The sequence below is a fragment of the Bacillus thuringiensis genome (assembly GCF_022095615.2).
Lineage (GTDB): Bacteria > Bacillota > Bacilli > Bacillales > Bacillaceae_G > Bacillus_A > Bacillus_A cereus_AG.
The window spans coordinates 2,157,958-2,183,639 of the sequence record NZ_CP155559.1 but is presented as its reverse complement, the minus strand read 5'-3'; the positions used below and the strand labels follow the sequence as shown (position 1 = coordinate 2,183,639).

Genomic DNA, 25,682 nt, shown 5'->3' with positions numbered 1-25,682 from the left:
AAAAGGGATGCGACATTAAAGTGTCGCTGAAAAACTCATCCAAGAAAAGGGAGGAAAAATCTTTTGAAAAACAAAATCATTGTTTTCCTATCAGTTTTATCATTTATCATTGGTGGTTTCTTCTTTAACACGAATACTTCAAGCGCTGAAACATCATCTACTGATTACGTTCCTAACCAATTAATCGTTAAGTTCAAGCAAAATGCAGCTTTAAGTAATGTGCAATCTTTTCATAAATCTGTCGGAGCTAATGTCTTATCTAAAGATGATAAATTAGGTTTTGAAGTCGTTCAATTTTCAAAAGGTACTGTAAAAGAAAAAATAAAGAGTTATAAAAATAATCCAGATGTAGAATATGCAGAACCGAATTATTACGTTCATGCCTTTTGGACTCCAAACGACCCATATTTTAATAATCAATACGGATTACAAAAAATTCAAGCTCCACAAGCTTGGGATAGCCAACGAAGTGATCCTGGTGTAAAAGTAGCTATTATTGATACAGGAGTTCAAGGCTCACATCCTGATTTGGCTTCAAAAGTAATTTACGGGCATGATTATGTTGATAATGACAATACATCTGATGATGGTAATGGTCATGGTACGCATTGTGCTGGAATTACTGGAGCACTTACGAATAATAGTGTCGGAATTGCTGGTGTTGCCCCACAAACTTCAATTTATGCTGTCCGCGTATTAGATAATCAAGGAAGTGGTACTCTTGATGCTGTAGCGCAAGGTATTCGAGAAGCTGCTGATTCGGGTGCAAAAGTAATTAGTTTAAGTTTAGGAGCTCCAAATGGTGGTACTGCATTACAACAAGCCGTTCAATATGCATGGAATAAAGGCTCTGTTATAGTTGCAGCTGCTGGAAATGCTGGAAATACAAAAGCTAATTACCCTGCTTATTACAGCGAAGTGATTGCAGTTGCTTCTACAGATCAAGCAGATAAGAAATCTTCATTTTCTACTTATGGTAGCTGGGTAGATGTTGCAGCACCAGGTTCAAATATATATTCCACATATAAAGGAAGCACGTATCAATCATTAAGTGGTACATCTATGGCAACACCTCATGTTGCAGGAGTCGCTGCCCTTTTAGCAAATCAAGGATATAGCAATACACAAATCCGCCAAATTATTGAGTCAACTTCTGATAAAATTAGTGGTACAGGTACGTACTGGAAAAATGGTAGAGTCAATGCATTTAAGGCTGTACAATACGCTAAGCAATTACAAGAAAATAAAGCTTCTTAAGAAAACTTTAATCAGTCGATCTACCATGAATGCGGAATAAAATAGAAGGAGAGACTTCTATAATTAAAGCCTCTCCTTCTTACAAACTATATTACTCTCCCTGCTTTTTAACCATATGTAAATACAGTACAAAATCCATCATTGTCGACGAATGACCAAGTTGACGGATCATCGCTGTTATATTTCCTCTATGATATGTACCATGATTTACGACATGTTGTACTAACTCTAAAATTGAAGTTTCTAATGCCCCTGCATATGGGTTCTCAATAACAAATACAGCATTCACATCTTGTATTGTAATTAAAAAGTCTTTATATTGATTTGCCATGTTTTCAAACATTTTTTCTAATTCATGTAACGATTTAGTTTCAATTTGTTTTCGTAAATTTTCTCGGTCTTGTATTGCTTCATTCATACTTTTACCATGCAATATGTGTAACCACACTTGATCTGTAATATAAATATGAACAAAAGTATCCTTAATGGATGGGAATACACTCGGTATCTGCTCATTAAAAATTGTCTCATAGTTTGGTAACTCTTTTAATCGATTGAATAATCTAGTATTAGCCCAAGCGTGGTAATCAAACTGTTTTAATATATAATCTTTCAATTTATATTACCTCCCTATTGTATGAAACGAATAATTTGTTTCTTCGTTTCCGATTCTCTATCAACCTTTGCAATCCCTTTTTCTTTCATTTCATGTTTATTTATCGTTTTATATTTTACATACGTATGAAATTCCGTTTGAAATGGAAATGGTGTAATCCGAATTGTTTCCTCGTCCACCCATTCAGCTTGAATAAGTTTCTCATCCTTACTATTAAACATTTCTGTTCCTTCAAAACCATCTTTAAATAAATCAATTTCATCTTTCTTTTTTACACCAGGCTTATTCATACATACGTATAAAGAAAGTTCATCACAAAACTTTAATAATCTATAATGTTTATCAAACATCGCAAACTGTTCCTTTGTTAACGTTTTCAAAATTCTTTTTTGCCGTTCTAATTCATGTTTATAAAATGACATCATCTCTTCATCTTCCTCGTTTAGTGGAAATGATAAAAAATGTTTACTGCAAAGCAATGCCCCGTATGGATTAGAATTTTCAATTTCATTCAAACCAATCGTATAAAAAACAAAACGTAATGGGCTTGGACAATCCATAAATGTATATGGAATATTTTTAGCATCATTTAAAATTGGTACTTTATCTAGCTCTATCCATCCTCTGTCATGCTCATATATTGCATCAACTGTTTCTTTTACATATGTTTTACCTTCAAAAAAGTCTTCTTTTATATGCTTTGCAATCTCTCCAGCTAAAAAACCATGATTATGTTGACGAATTAATATACTTTCTTTCTCATTTTTTTCACGAAAAATCATTCGTATACTCCCCCTCATCCTCATACTAAAGCTTTTTATACACATCGATTCTTAATTAATCCCTAAATAATAGAAGGGATTCAGTCTCTTGCAACGAAATTAACATAATTATATAGTATTCTTTCTAATCATAGTGATAGCTTTATCTTTACTATCTATTATACTAAAACATTCATTCCAAAAATTTTTTTATGAGGTGAAAACATGAACAAAACAGAATTAATTAAAAACGTAGCACAATCAGCTGATATTTCTCAAAAAGACGCTTCTGCAGCTGTACAATCCGTATTTGACACAATTGCTACTGCATTACAATCTGGTGATAAAGTTCAATTAATCGGCTTTGGAACTTTTGAAGTGCGCGAAAGATCAGCTCGTACAGGGCGTAATCCCCAAACTGGCGAAGAAATCCAAATCGCTGCTGGTAAAGTTCCAGCATTTAAAGCAGGTAAAGAGTTAAAAGAAGCTGTTAAATAAACAAGAAACCAGCCTATAAAATGGCTGGTTTTTTGTTTATTTCTTATTTAAGCAGATTTTTTATATTCTCTGCATGATACACTTCACAAATATAAAATATACATTTGCAATTACTTACAATTTGATATTTTCTAGTTGGATACACATTCGCCGTAACAGAGCATCCATCAAACAATTCAATAATATTCCCAGATGGCTGATATCCTTCGTATAATACATTTCTTCTTACCTCCATCTTTTCTATAAGTTTTTCAACTGGAATGTTTTCACTCTCTAATTCACTCTTAATTGTATCTGGTAAAAACGAAGTGTCCGCAAAAATGAGATTTTCAGATAGCACTTTTCCTTTATAACTAACATTCGATACACGATAAAGAAATGTTCCGTTTTTATCAAAGAAATTCTTTGCTTCTTTCGGGATATACTGTCTATCAAGTAACTCTTGTTCGAGGACATCAAACTGAACTGTATCATTCAAAAGCCTTTCTAAAGCATGAATAGATGATGTATCTCCAGAAAATAAAATATTTTTAATTGCCTGTACATTATAAGTGAATTCATTTGTTCTATTTTCCGCTACTAACATGGGGAACACCTCTTCTATAAAATATTTTATTAAACTTATTTATAATTTAAAAGCGCTACTGCGTCTAACTGTGTAATTTCAGTTACTTCTTTACTAAATATTGCAATTGAAGCCATATAATCTACACTTGGCCTTATATCTTCCATCATTGTATTTTCTACTAACTCCTGTCTATCCTTAAAGACCAACAAATTCGGAGGATCATTTGGAGCTGATACAGTAATATGTTCTGGTGAAATCATTAGTCCTTCACCTGTCGCTTTTAACACTGCCTCTTTTCGAGTCCAATATGTTAAAAAACCTTCTATTTTCTGTTCATTAGGTAATTTCATAACTTGCGCGATTTCAAAGTCTGTTAATACGCCCTCTGCCATTTTCATAACTTCTACATTTGGATTCATTTGTTCAACATCAACGCCTACAGGTGCAGACTTTGTAAATGCAACAACAACCCACTCACCTGAATGTGAAACAGATAACTGCGGCATTCCTTCTGGTAATTGTGGTCTGCCATGTTGTAACTTACATATTGGGCACATTCGATCAATCGGCACTTGAACAGGTGAAATAGAAAGAATTTTCCCTAGAACTAATCTACTAATTACACAACCTATTATAAAACGGGCACGATCCGCCGAATGATGATATGAATTTGCTTTCTCCCGTTCAACATCATTTAGTAAATTGTAATGCCATGATTGCAAATCTGAAATTCTTGCCCACCATATTTGACAATCATTCTCATTCAAAGTTGGTATAGAATCTACAACTTTACTTTCTATCATGTAAACTCTCCTTTATACAACGAATATCAATTGTTATTCATTGACAAGTGCTTTCTGTTGTTTTGATTCGGATAACATTTTTTCTTTCTTCTTTGACATTACCTCTTTGTCAGAAATACGTAAAGAAAATAGTAATGCTACGAGTAAAAACATTGCTGATCCAATTAATGCGGCTTGATATGGTAAGAAATCTGACTGTGCATGATTCCGTATTTCATTACTTCCAAACCCAGATAATATGCTAGCTAAAACAGCAACTCCTATCGCTGAACCTAATCGATTTTGCACATTAAATATAGTCGTTGCTCTCCCCATAGAAGGTGGCGTGATATTGTTAAATGCAGAAAATTGAACTGCTCCAACAGATTGACCTAAGAAAATACCTATACCAAACAATAATGCTCGTATTTGCCAAGGATTCGTATCGTGATTTACAAAACTTAATAAAACAAAGATAATCGCCGTACAAATTAATCCAATAGAAATTACCTTTCGAGCTCCTAAGTTCTTATATGACCATGGCACAATCTGTGACGATATCATTAACCCAATCGCCTCTGGAAATGTCGTAAGACCTGATTCCAGTGCGGACACTCCTATTACATTTTGATACATAAGTGGAAAAACAAATAACATCCCTAATAAACCAGCTGATGAAAACAATGAAATAAAACTCATCTTTCTAAAGACAGGTTCTTTTAATAAACGTAAATCTAACATCGGTTGCTTTACTCTAAGTTCCACAATGATGAACAACGTAATGCATACAATCCCAACTATCCCAGTACTCATAATTTCTGGAGAAACCCAGCCTTTTGATGGTCCTTGACTAAGTGCATAGATTAGCATCGCAAATCCTGGTGCTGAAAGAACAAAACCGAGAGAGTCAAAGCGACCAGCTGATTTTTCAATATGTTCTTTTAAAAATAGTAGACCGAATAGTAACGCTACGATTCCAAACGGTACATTAATATAAAATGCCCAGCGCCAAGACATTTGATCAACAAAAAAACCTCCAATAATCGGCCCTACTGCCGGTGCGACAGCAATTGGCAACACAATAAACCGTGAAATTTTCGGCCTTTCCTCTGGTGAAAATGTTCGGAATAACATCGCCATCCCAACTGGTGTTAAAAGTCCGCCACCAACACCTTGCATGATACGAAAAATATTCAATGAAGTAATATCGTTCGCTATTCCACATAATGCAGACGCAGTTGTAAATACGAAAAGAGCAGTTAGAAATACTCTTTTCGTACCGAAGCGATCTCCTAACCAACCAGAAACCGGAAGGAAAATAGCTAAGCTAACTAAATACCCAACATTAACCGTCCCCATTGCAGATGGAGGCACTTGTAATTCTTTACTTATCGTTTGTAGTGCTACATTCACAATTGTTGCATCCATCGCAGCCATAAACATCGCTGTTATATATACGATACTTACAACTACTTTTGGATTTATTTTTACCTTCATTATCGTTTTCCTACTAATATTTTTTCGCCAACTTGATTACTTTTTGGATTCAAATCTTCCCAGTTATTTTCAACATATTGTAAACAATCCTTCCTACTAGCTTCTTCATGTACAACATTCCAGCCAATAGGTACATCCAGAAAGACAGGCCAGAGAGAATACTGACCCTCCTCATTTTTTAATACTTTATATGTGTAATTATCATTTTCAAACGGATTCGTCATACTGTACTTACCCCTTTCTTATTTTGCAAAAATTTCGCCAGTACTTGTCCGATTTCTGTAAGCGGACCCGGCTGACATAAATCTTTATGCCTACAATCAATATCATGTTGCACAATTTGCCCGTCTAAATAATTTAGCCACGTATTTGGAGAGATAGGATCAAACCAGTCTGGTATAACAGTGGATCTAAAGAATAAAATATCTCCGTTATAAACTTTCGGTACGTATTTCCCTAACAATCCTACCGAATTTACATATGTTTCTTTCAAATTCAAAATAGTCTCTTCTTCAAGACTTGCTAATGCACTTCCATCTTTACGAAGTATTTCAACCGCACTTTCCATCGTAAGCGGTTTACCATCCATGTTATCTGGATCATATCCACCTAGAGCAAGTAATGCGATTAACGCTTCTTCTTCAGTAGGCGCTTCTGTATTCGGTAGGAAGTGACCTGGGTAAGAATCTAGCATAACGAGTAATTCTACTTCTTCCCCTTCATTTTGTAGTTGCGCTGCCATTGCATGGACAACATTTCCTCCGAGCGACCAACCGAGTAAACGATATGGTCCGTGAGGCTGTACTTCACGAACGTGTTTTAAATAATCCGCCGCCATCTCCTCTAAACTTTTTGGAAGTTCTTCATTTTTAGCAATACCACGTGCTTGGACACCATAGATTGGATAATCTGTTCCTAAAGATTTCATAAGTCCTGCATAGCACCAACTTAATCCACCTGCTGGGTGTACACAAAATAGTGGTAATTGCTCTCCGCTTGCTCGTAATGGCAGCAACACATCAAGTGCACTTTGACCATTCCCCATCTCAAGTCTTTCAGCTAACCCTGCAACAGTCGGTGCTGCAAATAAAGTACCAATGTTTAGTTCCACTCCAAGCGCCTCTTTAATGCGGCTCATAAGCTGTACTGCAAGGAGTGAATGACCACCAAGATCAAAGAATCCGTCATCAATTCCAATTTGAGTTACACTTAGCACTTCTGTAAACAAGTCACATAACATTTCTTCTTGCGGTGTTCTTGGACCACGACTAGAAGATGATGCGATAAATTCTGGAGCTGGCAATGCCTTTCTATCTAATTTACCGTTTGGAGTTAAAGGTAACTCATTTACTACTACAAAAGCGTATGGAACCATATAATCTGGTAAACTACCACTAGTAAACTGACGCATTTCATTCGTATCAATCGCTTCATTATTTGATGCAACGATATAAGAAACTAACCGTTTATCCCCTGGTTGATCTTCCCGTACAATAACGGCTACTTGCTCAACTTTAGAGTGCTTCATTATGACTGCTTCTATTTCTCCTAATTCAATTCGGAATCCACGAATTTTTATTTGATGATCTGCACGTCCTATATAATCTAGCGTCCCATCTTTACGCCAGCGAGCTAAGTCTCCTGTACGATACATTCTTGTACCTGGCTTTCCAAATGGATCTGCGATAAAGCGTTCAGCCGTTAATCCTGCTCTTCCTAAATATCCACGCGCAAGCCCTGCACCTGCAACATACATTTCTCCAACTACTCCAGGTGGCACTGGTTGTAAATAGTTGTCTAACACATACACTTTAAGGTCAGGTATACTGCACCCAATTAAACTATTTGCTCGTAAAGAGACGATAGTTTCATCTAATTCAATATAACTAACATGTACTGTCGTCTCCGTAATACCGTACATATTAATAAGCTTTGGTGCGTTATGAGGATGTCGATTATACCAATCTTCTAAGCGACTTAGCTCAAGTGCTTCTCCTCCAAAAACAACATATCGTAAAGATAATTTTTGGCCAATCTCTTCATTTTCACGATCTGCTTGCATCAATTGATAGAACGCTGATGGAGTTTGGTTTAAAACCGTAACCTTTTCTTTAACAAGAAGCTGTAAAAATTCTTTCGGTGAGCGACTTATAGTATGTGGCACTACAACTAAACGCCCTCCGTATAATAAAGGTCCCCAAATTTCCCAAACCGAGAAATCAAAAGCGTATGAATGGAACATCGTCCAAACATCGTTTCCGTCAAACTGGAACCAATGATCAGTTGCTCCTAAAAGTCTTACTACATTTTGATGAGGTATCATAACACCTTTCGGTCTACCCGTTGAGCCTGACGTATAAATAACGTAAGCAATATGTGATGGAGATAATGGCTTAATTCGTTCCACTTCATCAATATTTTCTTCACTATATTTCTCAACTTCTGCTATCACTTTCACATCATCAACTAAAACTTTTAGTGCCACATCACATTCAATTTCCACTTCTGAATTCGTTAAAACACATGATGGTTTCGCATCGTGTAGCATAAATGAAATGCGGTCTGCTGGGTAATCTGGATCTAACGGAAGGTATCCAGCACCAGCTTTAAGAACAGCTAATAAGCTTACAACCATGTTTAATGATCTTGGCATTGCTAATGCAACGAGTTGATCAGGACCGACTCCTTTTGCTATTAGCAATCGAGCTATTTTATTCGCTTTTTTATTCAATTCCTCATAAGTTAATTTTTCATCTTCAAAGACTACAGCAATAGAATTTGGATTTATATAAGCCTGTTTTTCAAATAATTGTGATAAGGTCATTTCTGGTACAATTTGAAAACCACCATTCCACTTTTCTAACACTGTATTTTTCTCTGCTACAGTTAATATTTCTAATCTTCCAATTGATTGATTCGGATTTTCTGCTGCATCGTCTAATAACAGCATGTATCTTTCTATTAATTTTTGAATCGTTTCACGTTTATATAAATCAGTACTAAACTCTAGTAACCCGTGTAATCCATTTGGCGTACCATCAACTCCGTTACTCTCGCTAATTTCAAATGTTAGATCAAATTTCGCAGATCCGACGCTTTGGATTTCAAGGATTGATTCTATATTTGGAGCATCAAAGGTTGCTTCTGGTGTATTTTGGAAAGCTAACATAACTTGAAACAGCGGATGACTATTTCGAGTACGTACTGGGTTTAACACTTCAACAAGTCGTTCGAATGGAACATCTTGATTTTCATAAGCTGCAAGATTTACTTGCTTCACTCTATTCAATAATTCTTTAAAACTTGGATCTCCTGATGTATTTGTACGTAACACTAATGTATTTACAAATAAACCGATTATGTCAGAGAGGGCATCATCGTTTCTTCCAGCAATTGGACTTCCGATTGGTATATCAGTACCTGCACCTAATCTTGTAAATAGCGCACTAAGCCCTGCTTGCAACACCATAAACAAACTAACTCCGTTTTTCCGTGCAAGCTCTACTAACCTACTATGCATACTTGCATCTATTTGAAAATGAACTGTTTCTCCGCGGTAACTCGTTTCAATTGGACGCTGATAATCTGTAGGTAACTCCAATTGATCTGGTAAACCCTTTAGCTCTTGTTTCCAAAAATCTAATTGTGTTGAAATAAGACTCTCTCGTGTAGTTTCATCACCTAACAATTGTTGTTGCCAAAGTGCATAATCTGCGTATTGAACTGGAAGTGTCTCTAGCTGAACTCTGTTACCTTGACATCGTGCTTTATATGCCGCTGTAAAATCTCTCGTTAACGGTTGTAATGACCAGCCATCCCCTACAATATGGTGCAATAAAATTAGTAATACATGTTCGTTTTCATTCACTGTAAATAGTTGCAGACGAACTGCTGGTTCAACATCAAGTTTAAAACTATATCTTACCGCCTCTACAAGCACACTTTCTAATTCATCTTTACACGTTCTTGTTATAATCATTTCTAAATTTAAATTTTCCATATCTAAAATTTTCTGATAGGAACTCCCTAATACGTTAGGGAAAATCGTTCTAAGCGTTTCATGTTTCTCAACTACATCGTAAAAGGCACCTTGCAATGCTTCCTCGTTCAACTTTCCAGAAATACGAATAACTAATGGAATATTATAAGTAGGACTTGGACCTTCTAAACAATTTAAGAACCATAACCTGCGCTGTGCAAATGAAAGTGGAACTTCATTTGGTCTACTTACTTTCTTAATAGCTGGTCTTGCAGTTTTTGCTTGATCCAATTGTTTCACAAGTTCAGCAACAGTTGGCGATTCAAATAGTTTTCCTATTCCTAATTCAACACTTAACGTTTCACGAATTCTTGACATTAGACGAGATGCAAGAAGCGAATGGCCACCCATTTCAAAGAAATTATCATCAATGCTAATGCGAGAAACACCAAGTACTTCTGCAAATAAATCACATAATATTTCTTCTTTCGGATTTCTAGCAACTCTCTCCTTGTTCGTTTCATTAAAATCAGGAGCAGGTAATTTCTTTCTATCAACCTTACCATTTGGCGTTAATGGTAATTCTTCTAGCACAACAAATGCCGATGGCACCATATAATTCGCTAAACTTTCTGAAACATAAGTACGAATTTCTGAAAGGTTAATCCCTTCATACCCTTCGGCAACGATATACGCAATGATTCGTTTATCATTTGGGCGATCTTCTCGTACCATTACTACCGCTTGTTGAATATACTCATGTCGTTGTAATACCATTTCAATTTCAGCTAATTCAATTCGGAAACCACGAATTTTAATTTGATGATCTGCGCGGCTCATGTACTCTAACACACCATCGTTACGCCATTTCACCAGATCACCTGTGCGGTACATACGCTTCCCTGGTTTTCCATGAGGATCTGCAACAAACCGTTCAGCCGTTAACTCTGGTTTTCCTAAATATCCGTTCGCAAGCCCTTCCCCCGCAATATATAATTCCCCAATTACTCCAGGTGGAACTGGTTGTAAACCTGCATCTAATACATACACGTCTGTACTCCAAATTGGCTTTCCAATAGGAGGTATACCAATTTCATTTTCATCAATGTTCATGACAGTAGACCAAATAGTCGTTTCAGTTGGTCCATATAAGTTTGTAATAGAGCAACCTAATTCTTTTAATGTATTTGCTAAATGGGCCGGAAGCGCTTCACCACCTACGAGCACATTTAGCCCTTGTAGCCTCTCTGGATATTCAGTTACTAACGCCTGCCATAACGTAGGTGTAGCTTGCATAATTGTTACTCTTTCTTCTTGTATCATTGCCGTTAACGCAGAAGGTTCTTGAATTACCTCCTTTTGTACAATTGTTATACTTGCACCACTAATAAGAGGTAAATAAATCTCTAGAGCAGAAATATCAAACGCAAATGTTGTAACTGCTAATAAATGATCATTTTCATGTAATGAAAACATATCATCCATGGACAATAAAAAGTTACTTAAAGCTTTCATAGGAACAATTACACCTTTTGGATTTCCAGTTGAGCCTGAAGTGTAAATTGTATACGCAGGCTTTAAAAGTGATTCTTCATTTCTAAATGGTAGATTCATATGAGAATATGCTTTTAATGCTAGTTCTGTTTCTTCTCGATCTAATTCGATTTTTTTTATATCATTTTCTATAACTAAAGTTGATGTGACCGATGAATGCGTTATAATACAAACTGGCCTTGCATCATTTACTATATAATTTATTCGCTCGGCTGGATATTCTGGATCTATTGGTAAATACGCTGCACCAGCCTTTAAGACTGCTAGCATACTAACTACCATTTCTATTGATCTTGGAAATACTAAAGCTACAAACTGATTTGGCCCTATACCTTCTTCTGCTAAATAGTTCGCTAGTTCATTTGCCCTTTCATTTAGCTCTTTATACGTAAGGTCTACTCCGTTACATGTAATCGCTATTTTATTTGGATTTTTTTGTACTTGTTTTTCAAATAATATAGGTAGAGAGATTAACTCTTCAGCTTCCTTAGTTTCATTCCATTCCAATAAAACTTTATGATTTTCTTCAGGAAGAGTAATGTTTATATTTCCAATCGACGTATCTCTTTCATAATCATTTATCACTAATTCTAATACATTCATAAATCTCTCTTTATGCAATGCTAGTTCCGAATCACTATATACCTCCGGGTTCGCATCAAAATGAATCATTAACTCATTTTCATCGAAACGTTTATAAACATTTATCGATAAATCATCAACAGGTCCTGCTGATAAATTATGTGTAATACCACGATTACCAGCAAAGTTAAGCCCATAATCAAAAGGCATAACATTCACTAATGGCCCGAATAACCTTTGATTTTCACCTAGTAACTTTAAGTCTCTTCTTAATTCCTCATGACGATATTTATGATGACGACGTACGTCTCGGATTTCTTTAGAAACTTGCTGTAATAATTCCGCAAGAGTTATATTTGGAGTTACAGTGAGACGAAGTGGTACTAAATTCATTACCATACTCGGTGTATAAATAGATGCAGAACCGATACGCCCCATCATCGGTAAACCTAAAACAATATCATTTGCACCTGTTAATTTATGCATATAAATACTTGTTACAGCGACAATAAATTCTGGCCAACTTGTTAACGAAACATTAATATCTTCTAGTAATGTTTTCGTGCTAGATCTGGATAAATACGCGGTTTCTCGTAAAAATCCATTTGATGTTCTCGGCGCTCGTTCTGCCAAACTTACAACTTCTGGTTCATCAGCAAATTTCTCTAACCAAAAAGTACGATCTTCCTGAATTTGTTTAGACTCCTGATACTCAATATCTTCTTGTACAATTTTTGAAATAGAACCAAAAGACTTTTCATTCTTGTTTGTTTCCTCTATAAGTGATGTATACTCTTTCGCTACCTTTTGGCTAAGAAGTGAAAATCCATAGCCATCCATCACAATGTGATGGATGCGCTGATACCAAAAGAAACGATTATTTTCAACTTGAATAAGTGCTTCAGTAAATAATGTATCTGTTTTCAAATCGACTGGCATAGATAAATCATTTTTCATCCATACTTTAGCAGCTTCTTCAGGATTTTCTTCTTTACGAGCGTCAATAAAATGCATATGACACTGTAATTCTTCCATAACTTGCCATGGGCCCATTTCATCCTCTTCGAAACGAACGTGTAGTGCTTCTGCTTCTGTTACAACTTTACGTACTGCTAATTCAAAAATTTCTTTATTAATATTTCCGCTTATTTCAACATACTCCCCAGTATTATAAATCGGATTAAGCGGGTCTAATTGCTGTGCAAACCACATACCAGTCTGCGCAGATGATAACGAATAACGAACCTTTTGACTATTAGGCATTCTTTACTACCCCTTTATTATGTAGTCTATATTAAAGTACATGTTCTGTTTGCGGAGATAATAAGCGGTACCAATCGACAACGGTTGGGTTCTCTGCTAAATCCGCAAAAGTGATTTCTTTTCCTTCGCGACGCCACTTCTCTACTAAACTCATAATTCTGACCGAATCAAGTCCTCTATTTAATAAATCTTCATCAGTCTCAATACTTTCTACTGGTTCACGAAGTAATTGTGCAACTAGTTCATGTACTTCCTGTAAAGTAATCCCTTCACTCTTATCACCTTTTTCACTTTGTAGATCTTTTAACAGTGAATGGGCGGATGTCGTTACTGCACATCTACTAGACGCATACTCCAATGCTTGCTTATGATGCTCTAATGAAAAATCAGCAACTGCATCTGCTACAAAGAATGGCTCTATACCGTCCATAAACGCTTCACAAGCTGTTAAAAGGCAGCCAATATGCGCATAAATACCGCAAATAATAAGTTGATCTCTTCCCTGTTCATTTAAAATTTCTAGTAGATTTGTCTTTTTAAATGCACTATATCTCCATTTTGTTAAGAAGATATCATTCTCATCAGGAGTAAGTTCATTGACAATTTTCTTTTTATCTGGTCCAGCAGGAATACCATCGCCCCAGAAGTCTTGTAATAATCCTCGCTGTTCTAACGTTTGTCCACCTGGTTGTGCTGTATAAACAACTGGTATACCAAGCTCCTTACATTTTTCTCTTATCATCTTAATATTTGAAATGAGTTCTACTTTTGGTGACTCTGTATCGCTATATGCATCAAGAAAATATTCTTGCATGTCATGGATTAGAAGAACCGCACGTTTCGGATCTGGCGTCCAGTTCACTTTATTTTTTGGTAGTTCTGATTCAACTGGCATTTTATATACTGAAATAGATGGGATAGCCATCTAATCACTTCCTTCCAATTTTTATATTTTTTATCGTTTTACCGTAATAAGTTTTTCAGCAATGACTTTACGTAACTCTTTTTTGCTTACCTTTCCAACACCTGTTTGCGGGAATGATTCAATAAATTCAATTCGATCCGGAATCTTATAAGCTGCTATACCGCGTTCTCTTAAAAACTTTTTTAATTCACTTATTGTCGGAGCTTGTCCGCGAGCTATAACAAATGCACAAGTACGTTCCCCTAAATAATCGTCAGGCATTGATACAATTGCAACATCATGTACTGCATCATGTGCTAATATATGATTTTCAACCTCTTCCGCAGCAACTTTCTCACCACCACGATTAATTTGATCTTTATCCCTACCCTCTACAATGATGTAACCTTGTTCATTTACTTTTACAAGATCTCCAGTACGATAAAATCCATCTTCAGTAAATGACCTTTCATTATGCTTTGCCGCTTTATAATAGCCACGAATTGTATATGGCCCTCGTGTTAATAAACCACCTACTTCACCAGGTTTTACATCCTTGTCATTTTCATCAACAACTCGTACTTCATCAAATGTAGACATCGGTCTACCTTGTGTATGAATAATAATTTCTTCCGGATCATCTAATCTTGTGTAATTTACTAACCCTTCTGCCATACCGAACACTTGCTGTAATGTACAACCAAATGTAGGGCGTATACGTTTTGCAACCTCAGCACTAAATTTAGCACCACCTACTTGAATAACTTCTAGGCTCGATAAGTCGTTATTACGAGAAGATGCAGCATCAAGCCATATCATTGCTAATGGCGGAACAAGGGCAGTAATCGTCACTTTTTCTTTTTCGATAAGAGCAAATGCCTCATCTGGACTACCTCCAGTTGCCAACACTACTTTTCCACCTGCATAGAAAGTTCCAAATGTCCCTGGAGAACTCATCGGGTAATTGTGCGCTACTGGAAGAACAGCCATATATACGCTATCCCTATTCAAATTACAAATTTCAGCGCTAACACGTAAACTATAGATATAGTCATCATGCGTTCTAGGAATTAATTTAGAAAGTCCTGTTGTCCCCCCTGATAATTGGAGAAATGCAACATCACTTGGCTGAACTTCTGGTAATGGAACGGAATCTATATACAGATCACTTATGTTCACAAACTCTTCTTCTTCTCCCACTACAATTACATGTTGTAAAGTTGATACTTTCTCTTTCACTTCTCTTGCTAGTTTTCGATAATCAAAGCCGAGAGCCTTATCTGAAATAACGTAAGCACTCGCCTCACCAAACTCACAAAAATAACTAATTTCACTACTTCGATGTGAAGGTAGTGCAAAGACAGGAAGTGCTCCAATCCGAAATAGCGCAAAACATATTTCAAAAAACTCTATAATATTAGGTAACTGAAGAACAACTCGGTCCTCTTTCTTTACTCCTAAATTCAGTAAACCTGCAGCTAAGCGATCTACTTTTTTATCAAGCTCACTATACGTTATATGCGTATTACCACTTACAACTGCAATTTCATCTCCATGCTTTTCAGCACGTTCTCTTAACAACGAACCAAATGTTTCTCCAAGCCAACATCCTTCTTCTCGATAACGATTTGCAAATTCTTCTGGCCATTCCGTGAAACCTGATAACATTCTTTCTTCCCCCTATTTTTCATTCAGCGAATTATCACTTAACCCTAGAGCCTTCAGCATTGTTTGGAACTTAGCTGATGTTTCTGCTAACTCATCTTCTGGTTTTGACTCAGCAACAACTCCCGCTCCTGCAAATAATCGAAGTGTGTTTTCTTGCACTTCAGCACAGCGAATTGTAACAATCCATTCACCATCTCCATTTAAATCGCTCCATCCTAACATTCCTGTAAAGAATTCACGGTCAAATGGCTCAATTTTTTGAATAGCTTCTCTCGCTTCTTCCATCGGCGTTCCGCAAACTGCTGGCGTAGGATGAAGAGCAATTGCTAATTCCAAAGAAGTAGTATTTGGATCCTTAAGTTCACCTTTCACTTCAGTAGACAAATGCCACATCGCTTCACTATGAATAACGGATGGTTTTTCTGGAACGTGTAATGTATGACAATACGGACGCAGTGCAGCGGCAACCGCTTCCACTACTACTGCATGTTCATGTAAATCTTTTGGAGAAGAAAGTAATTCCTCTGCTCTTCTTTTATCTTCTACCGGATCATCACTACGTGGTCTTGAACCAGCTAACGGATTAGACATAACTTGCATACCATTACGTGAAACGAGTAATTCAGGGCTTGCTCCAATTAAAGTCTTATTATTCTCGTTTTCATCTTTCGGTAAATTAACAGCAAATGTATAACCATTCTTATTATGCTCTGCTAATTCTCGAAGAAGTTTTTGCTTATTAATCTTTTCGGAAGATTTAACATCTAACGATCTGGATAGAACGATTTTCTTTAAATCTCCGTCCTGTATTTTTTCAATTCCTTGCTTCACACCATTCATATACACTTCAGGCTCTGGGACTGGTGTCATTTCAAATGCCAGTTGCTCCTTTCGTTCTATCTCATTTGTAATCTCTAACTGTAAACGTTCAGCAAATCTGCTCTGTTCTGGTACGATAAGTTGAACTTCTTTTCTACGATCAAATGGCAAAGCACCGACAACGATAGGATTCGGATGTCCAGCTTGTTTTGCATTACGTAATACTGCCTGTACAAGTTCTGGAAAACTTTCAATTTCACGATGTTTTACTGTAGTAATCTCTCCTTCTGTCAATATTGTTCGATTAGGCGAAGAAAAAAAGAATGAAGATTCAGTCTTATAATCTTCTAAAAGTTTTTCTGACAGTTCCTTTACAGCCGTAAATTCATTCATAGTATAGTAACCCCCTGATTTTTTTATTAAACGCCTAATGTAGCTCCGCCATCGACACATAAGTTGTGCATTGTAATGTGGCTTGCTTTATCTGAAGCTAAAAACAATACTGCTTCAGCAATTTCTGAAGGCTGTGCAATTTTTTGTAACGGTATACCGAGTCTATATGTACTTTGAGAACCAGTAATTATATTTTTTGCTCCATTCTCATCAGCCCATAGTAACCTTTGCATTTCAGTTTCAGTAGAACCTGGAGAAACTAAGTTACAGCGAATGTTGTATGCTGCAAGTTCCAATCCTAAACACTTCATAAACATCGTCGTTGCAGCTTTTGATGCAGCATACGCGGCCATCTCCATTCTCGGAGTATTTGCTGCATTTGAACCAACTGACAATTGCCCCTGACTTTCTTTGCATCATATACTTACTTACGGCTCGGGACATATAGAAAACTCCAGTAGAATTTACAGCGAATGTTTTATTCCAATCTTCATCACTTAAAGAGTGAATCGCTCCCATACGTAAAACCCCTGCAACATTTACTAATATATCTATCGGTGCTATATCATTTTCAATACCGTTTACCATATCTTCAACAGCGGCACTATCACTTACATCTAAACGAAACGTTTTTACACGTGTTTCATTTTGATTTAAGAGTACGTTTAACCCCTCTTCATTTTGATCAACCGCAATAACTGTAGCCCCTCTTTCTACAAACATGTTTGCCACAACACTGCCTATACCTTGGGCGGCCCCTGTTACTAAAACCGTTTTTCCATCAAATTCCCCTAAGTTCATTTCCTCTATCCTTTCATATGAAAATTAATCTAATCAAGTAAATAATGATAATGATTATCATTATCGATGTAAAAAATAATACACTTACTAAACTAATTGGTCAAGTGTACTTTTCATCAAATTAATATTTATTGATAATGTTTTTCATTTAACATTCTTACATCGCAATGATAATGTTTCTCAATAAACTTGTCAACCTATTTTTATTTTTCAGATAAAATATTTTAATACTTCTCAATACAATTACATTTAAAAGCATTAATACGTACTTACATTAAAAATATAATTCATACTCTTCTTTTTAAAATTGAAGAAAATAAACTGTAGATACCTTCATTTTCAAAACCTTACAAAAAAAACGATTGTATATTTTCTCAACATTTTTCTGAAAATATCGAGAAAGCATATCTTGCAATTATCGATGCATGTTGTGTTTATAATTTAAGATTTAATACGTATTTCGAATATAATGTATCACCTTTTAATATTCCAATATAATCCAAATTAGTATTTCACTCGCTTTTTTCCTCAGAAATCCCAAAGATTATATAACCTCGTTACTATAATTCATAAAAAAAGCACCCTATTTAATAGGATGCTTTTTTATGAATTATAGTGTGATAGAAGATTTATATACTTATGCTACACTGCGATACTCTTCCTCTTGTTCTTTTTTCTGTTTAGGTGCTTGAATTACAATTGCGATAATAAATGATACGACACATAATGCGCCAATCACCATGAATGTTGGTTTGAATCCACCTAGAAGTGCACCGATAAAGGAACCTGCAAGCGCTCCAAATCCAAATCCTTGATACACAATTCCATAGTTCTTACTATGGTTTTTCATACCGTAGAAATCACCAACAATAGCTGGGAAAATAGTGATATTTCCACCAAAGCAAAACGCTACACTTGCTACACATACGAAGTAGATACCATAATTTAAATCAACGAAACTTAAAACCAAGACTGAAGTCGCCATAACAACAAAAGTACCAGTAACGATTTTTAATCGGCCGATTTTATCTGATAACGGCCCTAGAATAATACGACCTAATGTATTGAAGATTGCAACCATAGCCACCGCATTAGCTGCTGTCGCTGCGCTAAGCCCTACAAGTTGAACACCAATGTCTTTTACCATACCAATTAAGTATAAACCACTCATACATGATGTAAATAACATAATAAATAATAAGTAAACTTGCTTTGTGCCTAACATTTCTTTCGTTGTATATTCCTTAGTTTTTGTTTCTTGAACCGCTCCTTGATCTGCAGCTTGATGAATTAAACAAGCACCAATTACAATCATAGCTGTAACAATTAAACCCCAGTATATAAACGCTTGTGATACACCAACTGATTCAATCAACTGTGCGTTAATATATTTAAAGATTAAGCTACCCGAACCATATGCAGAGACAGAAATACCAGCAATTAAACCTTTACGCTTTGGAAACCACTTTATTAAATTGGATAATGAAGTGATATATGCTGTACCATCTGCATAACCTACAACAACTCCTGCTAGTACATAAAGCAATAGTAATGAGGAAGCTTGTGAACTAAGTATTAATCCTAGTCCTAATGCTAGTCCAGCTATCATAATAAGTTTACGAAGTCCCCACTTTTCTTGCAATTTACTCGCAAATAAAGTTGAAAACGCTAAGGAAAGACTAGTAATTGAGAAAGTTATTGCAACAGCGTTAAGACTCCAACCGTATTTACTGACTAAAGGCTGATTGAATAAACTCCATGTATATATCGTCCCAAGTCCCATTTGTACGATGACTGTGCCAAGGACAACAAGCCATGGATTAACAGTTGATTTTTTCATACTTTTCCGCCTCCTCTTTCTATTTCAATGCTTTTCGCTAAGTTTTGTTTTTTCATGTTCATTTTGGTCACCTCTTTTGATTTAACACCTTCATTGTATAAGATGTTTCCGCTTATGTAAGCACTTACAAGATAGAGCGTCAAAAATATGGAATCAGTTACAGAAAACGAAGGTCGAAATACAAAAAACGAATTATTAAATACGTAAGTAGCTATTATAATGTTTAGTTTCAATGCAACTTACAACTGTTTTATCATCTTCTTTTATAAAAATCATGTCTCATTTTATAATATTTTTAGATTGTGATATTTTAATATTTAGATGCAAATAGAAAAATTTTTTCACAATACGATGTATTTTATTTTTTATAAAACCACAAATTTTTTTGATAAATAAAACTAAATATTCACTAATATACCTATACGTGGTTTAATATATATAATAAAAAAACATTTCTATCTTTAATGAGGAGGTACTATGAAAGCAAACGTAGGGGATACTATACTTTTTCAACGAAATAATTTAAAGATTACGGGATCTGTACTAAAACTTTATACTGAATCGGTCTTAGTTGAAATTGCAAATGTAAGCGGTGGTACTTTTGAATTTGATCGAACAATTGTAAATCATAAAAACTATAAAATTTTAAAAACGAATACATAATACAACACAAAATAGCCCCTGCTCACCAGCAGCGGCTATTTTATATGAAAATACTTCATTAGTTTATATATCCTAAAACACTTACAATCTTACTCGCTTTTAGATTATTAATATGATAATAAATTTCTAAACCTCTTCTCTCAGCTCGTAACACTTTACCTTTCATTTTTGATAAATGTTGCGAAACAGTCGATTGTGGGATATTTAGCAATTCTGTTAGTTGTGTTACATTACAAGTTTTTCTCGTACTTAATTCATTTACAATTTGTAAGCGGATTGGGTGCGCCATAATTTTTAAAATATCTACATCTTCTTCTGAAACTAAACTTTTTCTCATTTCACTCGTATATGTTGTCATAAGACATTCCCCTTTTATATGAATTCCTCTTATTTAGATCTATTTCCAAAATATTTAAAACTCCGGTGTGAAACCTTTATATAAAAATAATAGAATTTTAAATTTTTAAAAACAGAACGAAATACAATTCACTTTATTTATTTGGTACATATACATAATACAATGTTAATATGTGCTCTATGTGAAGTTCGCATAAATTTGTGATGAAGATTTATTTAGCCACTCGCATCCTACTCATCTAATTACTCACTGCATAAAATCATCAGTTATTTTAACACATTTTAGGCGTTTGTATATACTATTTATAAAACAACTTTTATAAAGGGGAATTCATATGCCTACAGCGTTACAAGAAGAAGTCGAAGAAGCACGGGAAACATATGTCAGTCGTATCATCTTAGTTGGAGGATCCGCTTTATTTTTAGTAGGCGGGGTTATCTCGGCAATTTCAGCATTTAAAACTTATAATCGATTGGAGAATACGCCGCCGTCTACAGATAACTCATAAGTAAATTATGTAATTCTGAATAACAAATAAATGCCGCCTCTATAAGGAGGCGGCATTTATTTTATCATGAGTTTTATACTAGAAAATCGCAAACAATACTTTGAGTATAAATTACAATTGAACTTACTTCACCACAAACCGCGTCTGACTACACCCATCCTTCTGCTTCGTTACTTCTAATACAGCTGGCATTGCGTTTTTCAGCTCTTGAACGTGTGAGATTACACCAATAAATCGGCCTGATTTTTGCAGGTCAATTAAGGCGTCTACCGCTTTTGTTAATGATTCTTCATCTAATGAACCGAATCCTTCATCGATGAACATCGTTTCGATGGAAATACCGCCTTCATACGCTTGAATGACATCTGCCATTCCGAGCGCTAAGCAAAGTGATGCATTAAATTTCTCGCCGCCAGATAATGTTTTCACATCGCGTGTTTGGCCAGTGTATGCGTCATAAACATCTAATCCTAATCCACTTTGACGATTTCTCTTTTCAACTCGCTCACTTCGTTTTAAATAAAATTGTCCGTTTGATAATTTACGTAATCGTTCGTTTGCAATTTGAACAATTTGTTCTAAATACTCAATTAAGATGTAACGTTCAAATGATATACGGCTTTCGTTATCACCTTTCATTACTTCATATAAATCAACAAGTTCTTGGAACGCTTTTTCTTCCTCATGAATTTTCTCATCGATACGTCTAATATTTTCATGTAAATCAGAAATATATGTTACAGCGTTTTGCGCACGTTGACGTTTTTCTTTAATGATATCGAGATTAATTTGTAATTCTGTTATGTGTTCACTTAACGCTGTAATATCCATATACTCTTTATCTTTTAATTCAGCATGTAACTCTTCAATTTGTTTTGCAAGTACTTCAAGAGATGAATAATAACTTTGAATTTCTTTTTGTAACATCTCCATCTCAGCATCATTTAATTTTGCTTCTTTATACGTGATTTGATCTGTAAATCCGCTTTGTTCAAGTTCTTTCATAAAGCGCGCAAAAGTATCTTCTTTCTTCAATTTTGCACTTTCAAATTGATTAGAAGCACCTTCCTGTTCTGCTTGAATACGTATATTTTCATTCTGCCAATGTTGATACGCTTCCTGCACTTTCTTCCATTCATCTTCCATTAACCTAAGTTGTTGCGTCGCTTGATCAAACTGGACTTTCCAAGCTTGTATTGTTTGTAAGCTGTCAGGAATGTTTTTCTTATCATGTTCATATGACGTTCGAAGCTGTAAACACTCCATTTCTGTACGGTGCTGCTCTGTTTCTACCTCACGCTTTTGTTTCTGAAGCACATCTACTTTTTCTTCTATGCTTTTTATATTCATAGCAGTTTGCTTACGCGTTTCTTCGCTTGCTTTTAACGTATTTACTTCCGTTACTAATTGTTTTCCTTTTTGAACAAGTGCATTGTATGTTTCAGCTAATTCTTCCGAGCGATAGCCTCGCTGCTTAACCTCTTCTATTACCTGTTCATATTGAAGATGATAGAAATTCCATTTCTCCTCTAATTGAACATGTAATTTTTCGGCAATATTCTTCTTGTCTCTTAAATCATTTAACTCTTTTTCATCGATCGCATCACTTTGCTCTGTAGCTTTTTCCGGATGGTTCGTACTACCACATACTGGACAAGATTCGCCATCATGTAGATGAAGAGCTAATATACCAGCTTGTTCACTTAACCAGCGGCGTTCCATATTTTCATATGCGTTCACTGCCAATTGCATCTTATTATATGCTGCTACTTTTTCTTGCTCAAATTTTTGTTTTTCTTGCCAAACATCATATGCTTGTTTTAAAGTTTTTGCATCTTCTCGCATATTCGTTAGTTCTTCTACTTTATCTACATATTGCTCAAGTGCTCGTTCTAATTGCTGTAATTCACTAGACATTAGCTGTTTTTGATTTGTATGCTCCTCTAATTGTCGGTCTAAGTTTTGCATACTTTCCTTTAATTTTCCTAGTTGAATTTCTGCATGTTGTAAATTCAACTGTTTCTCAGCTAATGATGCAATAATCGGTTGTAACTCTTCTAATCTTTGAACAAGTTTTTTTGCATCTTCTCGCTCAGGTTCTTTATTCTTTACTGCTTCATATTTCACCTGAGCAAGTTCAAAACTATTCATTACATTTTCTTTTTTGGCGATAATTTGTTTTAACAAACTCTCAGCTTTCTGCTCATTTTGCATCGCTTCTTCGTGCCATTGTTCAAATGGTAATAAGCGCTTCGCCTGTTCCGCACGTTTAAAAGATGCTTCTTTCATTTCAATAACTGTACGATTTTCTTGTAAAGTATTATATTTCTCATTCTTTTGTTGTAAATCTGTAAACTTCTCATTTACAGATTTCGCTGCGTGAAAACGTGTTTCAGCATCCTTTAATTGCTTCGTTTGAACATCTTGTTCTACTTGTAGTTGCTCAACCTCTGCCTTATACGCAGCTGTTTCTTGTTCTAATGCTTCTACTACTTGATGCGTATTTACATGTTCTTGTTCTACTAATGTCTCTAATAATGCTCCATCGCGAATTGGCAATTTAAAAACATTACGGAAGTATAGCTCTCGCTCTTTCTGCTTTTCTTGCAGAACGTCTTTCCATTGTTTTCGTTTTTGATCAAGTAACTCACGCATTAACTTATAACGATCCGTTTTAAAAATACGACGCAAAATTTCTTCTTTATTTTCTGTCTCAGATGTTAATAGTTTTCGGAATTCCCCTTGCGGTAACATAACAATTTGGCTAAATTGATGTTTACTTAAACCAATTAAATCTTCCACTTTTTTATTTACATCCGTTACATGGAAACGATCAACAGCTGGGATTTTCTCTTCATCAATCACTTCATATAGTTCTACTGCATGTCCCGTAATCGTCTTGTTCCCTTGTTTTTTATGCCCAAGTTGTCGTTTTATTTCATAACGCTTCCCTTTTAGCTGAAAGGTTAGTTCTACACTTGTATACATATTATCATCAGCAAATTGACTGCGAAGCATGCTCGTATCACTACGTTCTTCTCCGCTTGCCTCACCATATAACACATAACAAATCGCATCAAAAATCGTTGTCTTTCCTGCTCCTGTATTCCCAGAAATGGCAAAGATACGATGCTCTCCCAGATCGTCAAAATCAATTACTTCTTTCTGTTTATATGGGCCAAATGCCGTCATAATAAGCTGAATCGGTCTCATCCTCGTTCACCTTCCCGTTCTTGCACTGTTTGTAGTACTTCTACAAATAGACGTTCTTTCTCTTCTGATAAATCTAAGCCTTTCATTTCTTTATAAAAAGCCTTTAATAAAGATAAATCATCCGTTTTATGTCTTGAAACAGTTACTTCATTTGACTCTGTGAACTCTCGTCTCTGAATAGATCTTTCAACATGCATTGCATTTGGATATACAGATCGTATTTTTTCCATTGGCTGCAAGACAGGATTTTCATCTAATAATTTTACAAACACGTAATCTTCACTTATTGGATGTTGTAATAATTCATCTATTTTCGCTTCTACTGTTCTCATTTTACGACGTGGTGAAAGTAACCTTTTTTCAATTGTTGCTTCACCTTTCTCGTCCAGTTCCACAATATAATATCCTTTTTTATGTTTTTCTTCAGAAATAGAATATGCAAGTGGCGAACCCGAATATCGAACTGTCTCATTACGTACGAAATGCGCTTGATGTAAATGTCCAAGCGCTGTGTAATGAAACTTATCAAAATAATGACTATTTACGTATTCAGCACCACCAATTGAAAGTGGTCGTTCTGCATCACTTGTATTTTCTTCTGCTTCTCCCGCAGAAGTTACAAATGCATGACCAACAAATACATGTCTAGCTTCTTTCTCCATTGTTTCAGAAAGCTCATTCATAAAAATACGCATCGCATCATCATGAGAACGTACATCTTCGTTTTTCAATACATGTCTAACTATGCTTGGATCCGCATATGGGACGAGATGGAAGTGAACCTCGCCATATTCATCATTTAATATAATTGGCTCATATGGAAATTGAAATTGCCCCACAATAAATAATCCTTGTTTCTTCATTAAACTACTTCCAAAATGAATACGATCTGGACTATCATGGTTTCCTGCAACTGCAATAACTGGTGTTTGTAATTCAATCACTATTTTTTGCAGCACATCATTTAATAAGTCTACTGCTTCCGTAGGTGGAATTGCTCGGTCATATAAATCCCCTGCAATAATTACGGCATCTGGTTTTTCTTCTTCAACAGCTTGTACAAACTGATCTAATACAATCTTTTGATCTTCAGTCATATACACGCCATGAACAAGCTTTCCTAAATGCCAATCCGCTGTATGAAATAACTTCATAGTT

General features: G+C 35.5%; 18 protein-coding genes and 1 pseudogene. 4 read left to right on the top strand and 15 right to left on the bottom strand.

Features of this window, described 5'->3' with window-relative positions:
• Window positions 1-63: 63 nt before the first annotated feature.
• A complete protein-coding gene (locus tag KZZ19_RS11215; protein ID WP_237981078.1) occupies window positions 64-1,257 on the top strand; it encodes a S8 family peptidase in 1,194 nt (397 codons plus the stop codon).
• A 91-nt stretch (window positions 1,258-1,348) separates the two neighbouring features.
• Here KZZ19_RS11215 and KZZ19_RS11210 read toward each other — a convergent pair whose 3' ends face one another.
• Window positions 1,349-1,873 carry a DinB family protein gene (locus KZZ19_RS11210; protein ID WP_237981077.1) on the bottom strand — a complete coding sequence of 175 codons (525 nt, stop codon included), beginning with the start codon at window positions 1,871-1,873 and terminating at the stop codon, window positions 1,349-1,351.
• Between the two features lie 14 nt (window positions 1,874-1,887).
• Window positions 1,888-2,655 carry a DUF3891 family protein gene (locus KZZ19_RS11205; RefSeq protein WP_098342551.1) on the bottom strand — a complete coding sequence of 256 codons (768 nt, stop codon included), beginning with the start codon at window positions 2,653-2,655 and terminating at the stop codon, window positions 1,888-1,890.
• A gap of 204 nt (window positions 2,656-2,859) precedes the next feature.
• On the opposite strand from KZZ19_RS11205, the gene KZZ19_RS11200 reads away from it, so the two are divergent.
• Window positions 2,860-3,132, top strand: a complete 273-nt coding sequence (locus tag KZZ19_RS11200; RefSeq protein ID WP_001043907.1) for an HU family DNA-binding protein — start codon at window positions 2,860-2,862, stop codon at window positions 3,130-3,132.
• A 43-nt stretch (window positions 3,133-3,175) separates the two neighbouring features.
• On the opposite strand, the gene KZZ19_RS11195 is transcribed toward KZZ19_RS11200, so the two are convergent.
• The 10 genes and pseudogenes from KZZ19_RS11195 to KZZ19_RS11150 form a co-directional block, all read right to left on the bottom strand.
• Window positions 3,176-3,718, bottom strand: a complete 543-nt coding sequence (locus tag KZZ19_RS11195) for a chorismate pyruvate-lyase family protein (RefSeq protein WP_237981076.1) — start codon at window positions 3,716-3,718, stop codon at window positions 3,176-3,178.
• 35 nt (window positions 3,719-3,753) lie between these two features.
• Window positions 3,754-4,503, bottom strand: coding sequence for a 4'-phosphopantetheinyl transferase Sfp (sfp, locus tag KZZ19_RS11190; protein ID WP_237981075.1), 750 nt, complete (start codon window positions 4,501-4,503; stop codon window positions 3,754-3,756).
• Between the two features lie 33 nt (window positions 4,504-4,536).
• Window positions 4,537-5,979 carry an MDR family MFS transporter gene (locus tag KZZ19_RS11185; protein WP_237981074.1) on the bottom strand — a complete coding sequence of 481 codons (1,443 nt, stop codon included), beginning with the start codon at window positions 5,977-5,979 and terminating at the stop codon, window positions 4,537-4,539.
• The gene (locus KZZ19_RS11180; protein ID WP_237981073.1) at window positions 5,979-6,203 is read right to left on the bottom strand and encodes an MbtH family protein; all 225 of its coding nucleotides are present in this window, start codon (window positions 6,201-6,203) and stop codon (window positions 5,979-5,981) included. The genes KZZ19_RS11185 and KZZ19_RS11180 overlap by 1 nt, the downstream gene beginning before the upstream one ends.
• Window positions 6,200-13,357 carry an amino acid adenylation domain-containing protein gene (locus tag KZZ19_RS11175; RefSeq protein ID WP_237981072.1) on the bottom strand — a complete coding sequence of 2,386 codons (7,158 nt, stop codon included), beginning with the start codon at window positions 13,355-13,357 and terminating at the stop codon, window positions 6,200-6,202. The genes KZZ19_RS11180 and KZZ19_RS11175 overlap by 4 nt, the downstream gene beginning before the upstream one ends.
• Before the next feature lie 31 nt (window positions 13,358-13,388).
• Entirely contained in the window at window positions 13,389-14,282 is an 894-nt protein-coding gene (locus tag KZZ19_RS11170) for an isochorismatase family protein (protein WP_237981071.1), read from the bottom strand.
• A 30-nt stretch (window positions 14,283-14,312) separates the two neighbouring features.
• Window positions 14,313-15,929, bottom strand: a complete 1,617-nt coding sequence (locus tag KZZ19_RS11165; RefSeq protein ID WP_237981070.1) for a (2,3-dihydroxybenzoyl)adenylate synthase — start codon at window positions 15,927-15,929, stop codon at window positions 14,313-14,315.
• Between the two features lie 12 nt (window positions 15,930-15,941).
• Entirely contained in the window at window positions 15,942-17,141 is a 1,200-nt protein-coding gene (dhbC, locus tag KZZ19_RS11160; protein WP_098342555.1) for an isochorismate synthase DhbC, read from the bottom strand.
• 26 nt (window positions 17,142-17,167) lie between these two features.
• A pseudogene (gene dhbA / locus KZZ19_RS11155) lies at window positions 17,168-17,942 on the bottom strand (2,3-dihydro-2,3-dihydroxybenzoate dehydrogenase).
• A gap of 637 nt (window positions 17,943-18,579) precedes the next feature.
• The gene (locus KZZ19_RS11150; RefSeq protein ID WP_088096370.1) at window positions 18,580-19,782 is read right to left on the bottom strand and encodes an L-lactate MFS transporter; all 1,203 of its coding nucleotides are present in this window, start codon (window positions 19,780-19,782) and stop codon (window positions 18,580-18,582) included.
• Between the two features lie 477 nt (window positions 19,783-20,259).
• Here KZZ19_RS11150 and KZZ19_RS11145 point away from each other — a divergent pair, with 477 nt between their 5' ends.
• The gene (locus KZZ19_RS11145; protein WP_088096369.1) at window positions 20,260-20,445 is read left to right on the top strand and encodes a YkvS family protein; all 186 of its coding nucleotides are present in this window, start codon (window positions 20,260-20,262) and stop codon (window positions 20,443-20,445) included.
• 58 nt (window positions 20,446-20,503) lie between these two features.
• On the opposite strand, the gene KZZ19_RS11140 is transcribed toward KZZ19_RS11145, so the two are convergent.
• Window positions 20,504-20,803 (bottom strand): ArsR/SmtB family transcription factor, encoded by a 300-nt coding sequence (locus KZZ19_RS11140; RefSeq protein ID WP_000214798.1) that lies wholly within the window; start codon window positions 20,801-20,803, stop codon window positions 20,504-20,506.
• A gap of 334 nt (window positions 20,804-21,137) precedes the next feature.
• Between KZZ19_RS11140 and KZZ19_RS11135 the strand changes: the two genes are divergently transcribed.
• Window positions 21,138-21,311: a hypothetical protein gene (locus KZZ19_RS11135; RefSeq protein WP_001141667.1), complete on the top strand. Its 174-nt coding sequence runs from the start codon at window positions 21,138-21,140 to the stop codon at window positions 21,309-21,311.
• Window positions 21,312-21,434: 123 nt separating this feature from the next.
• Here KZZ19_RS11135 and KZZ19_RS11130 read toward each other — a convergent pair whose 3' ends face one another.
• Window positions 21,435-24,524, bottom strand: coding sequence for an AAA family ATPase (locus KZZ19_RS11130; protein ID WP_237981068.1), 3,090 nt, complete (start codon window positions 24,522-24,524; stop codon window positions 21,435-21,437).
• Window positions 24,521-25,678, bottom strand: a complete 1,158-nt coding sequence (locus KZZ19_RS11125) for an exonuclease SbcCD subunit D (protein WP_237981067.1) — start codon at window positions 25,676-25,678, stop codon at window positions 24,521-24,523. Before KZZ19_RS11125 ends, KZZ19_RS11130 begins: the two co-directional genes overlap by 4 nt.
• Between the last annotated feature and the right edge of the window lie 4 nt (window positions 25,679-25,682).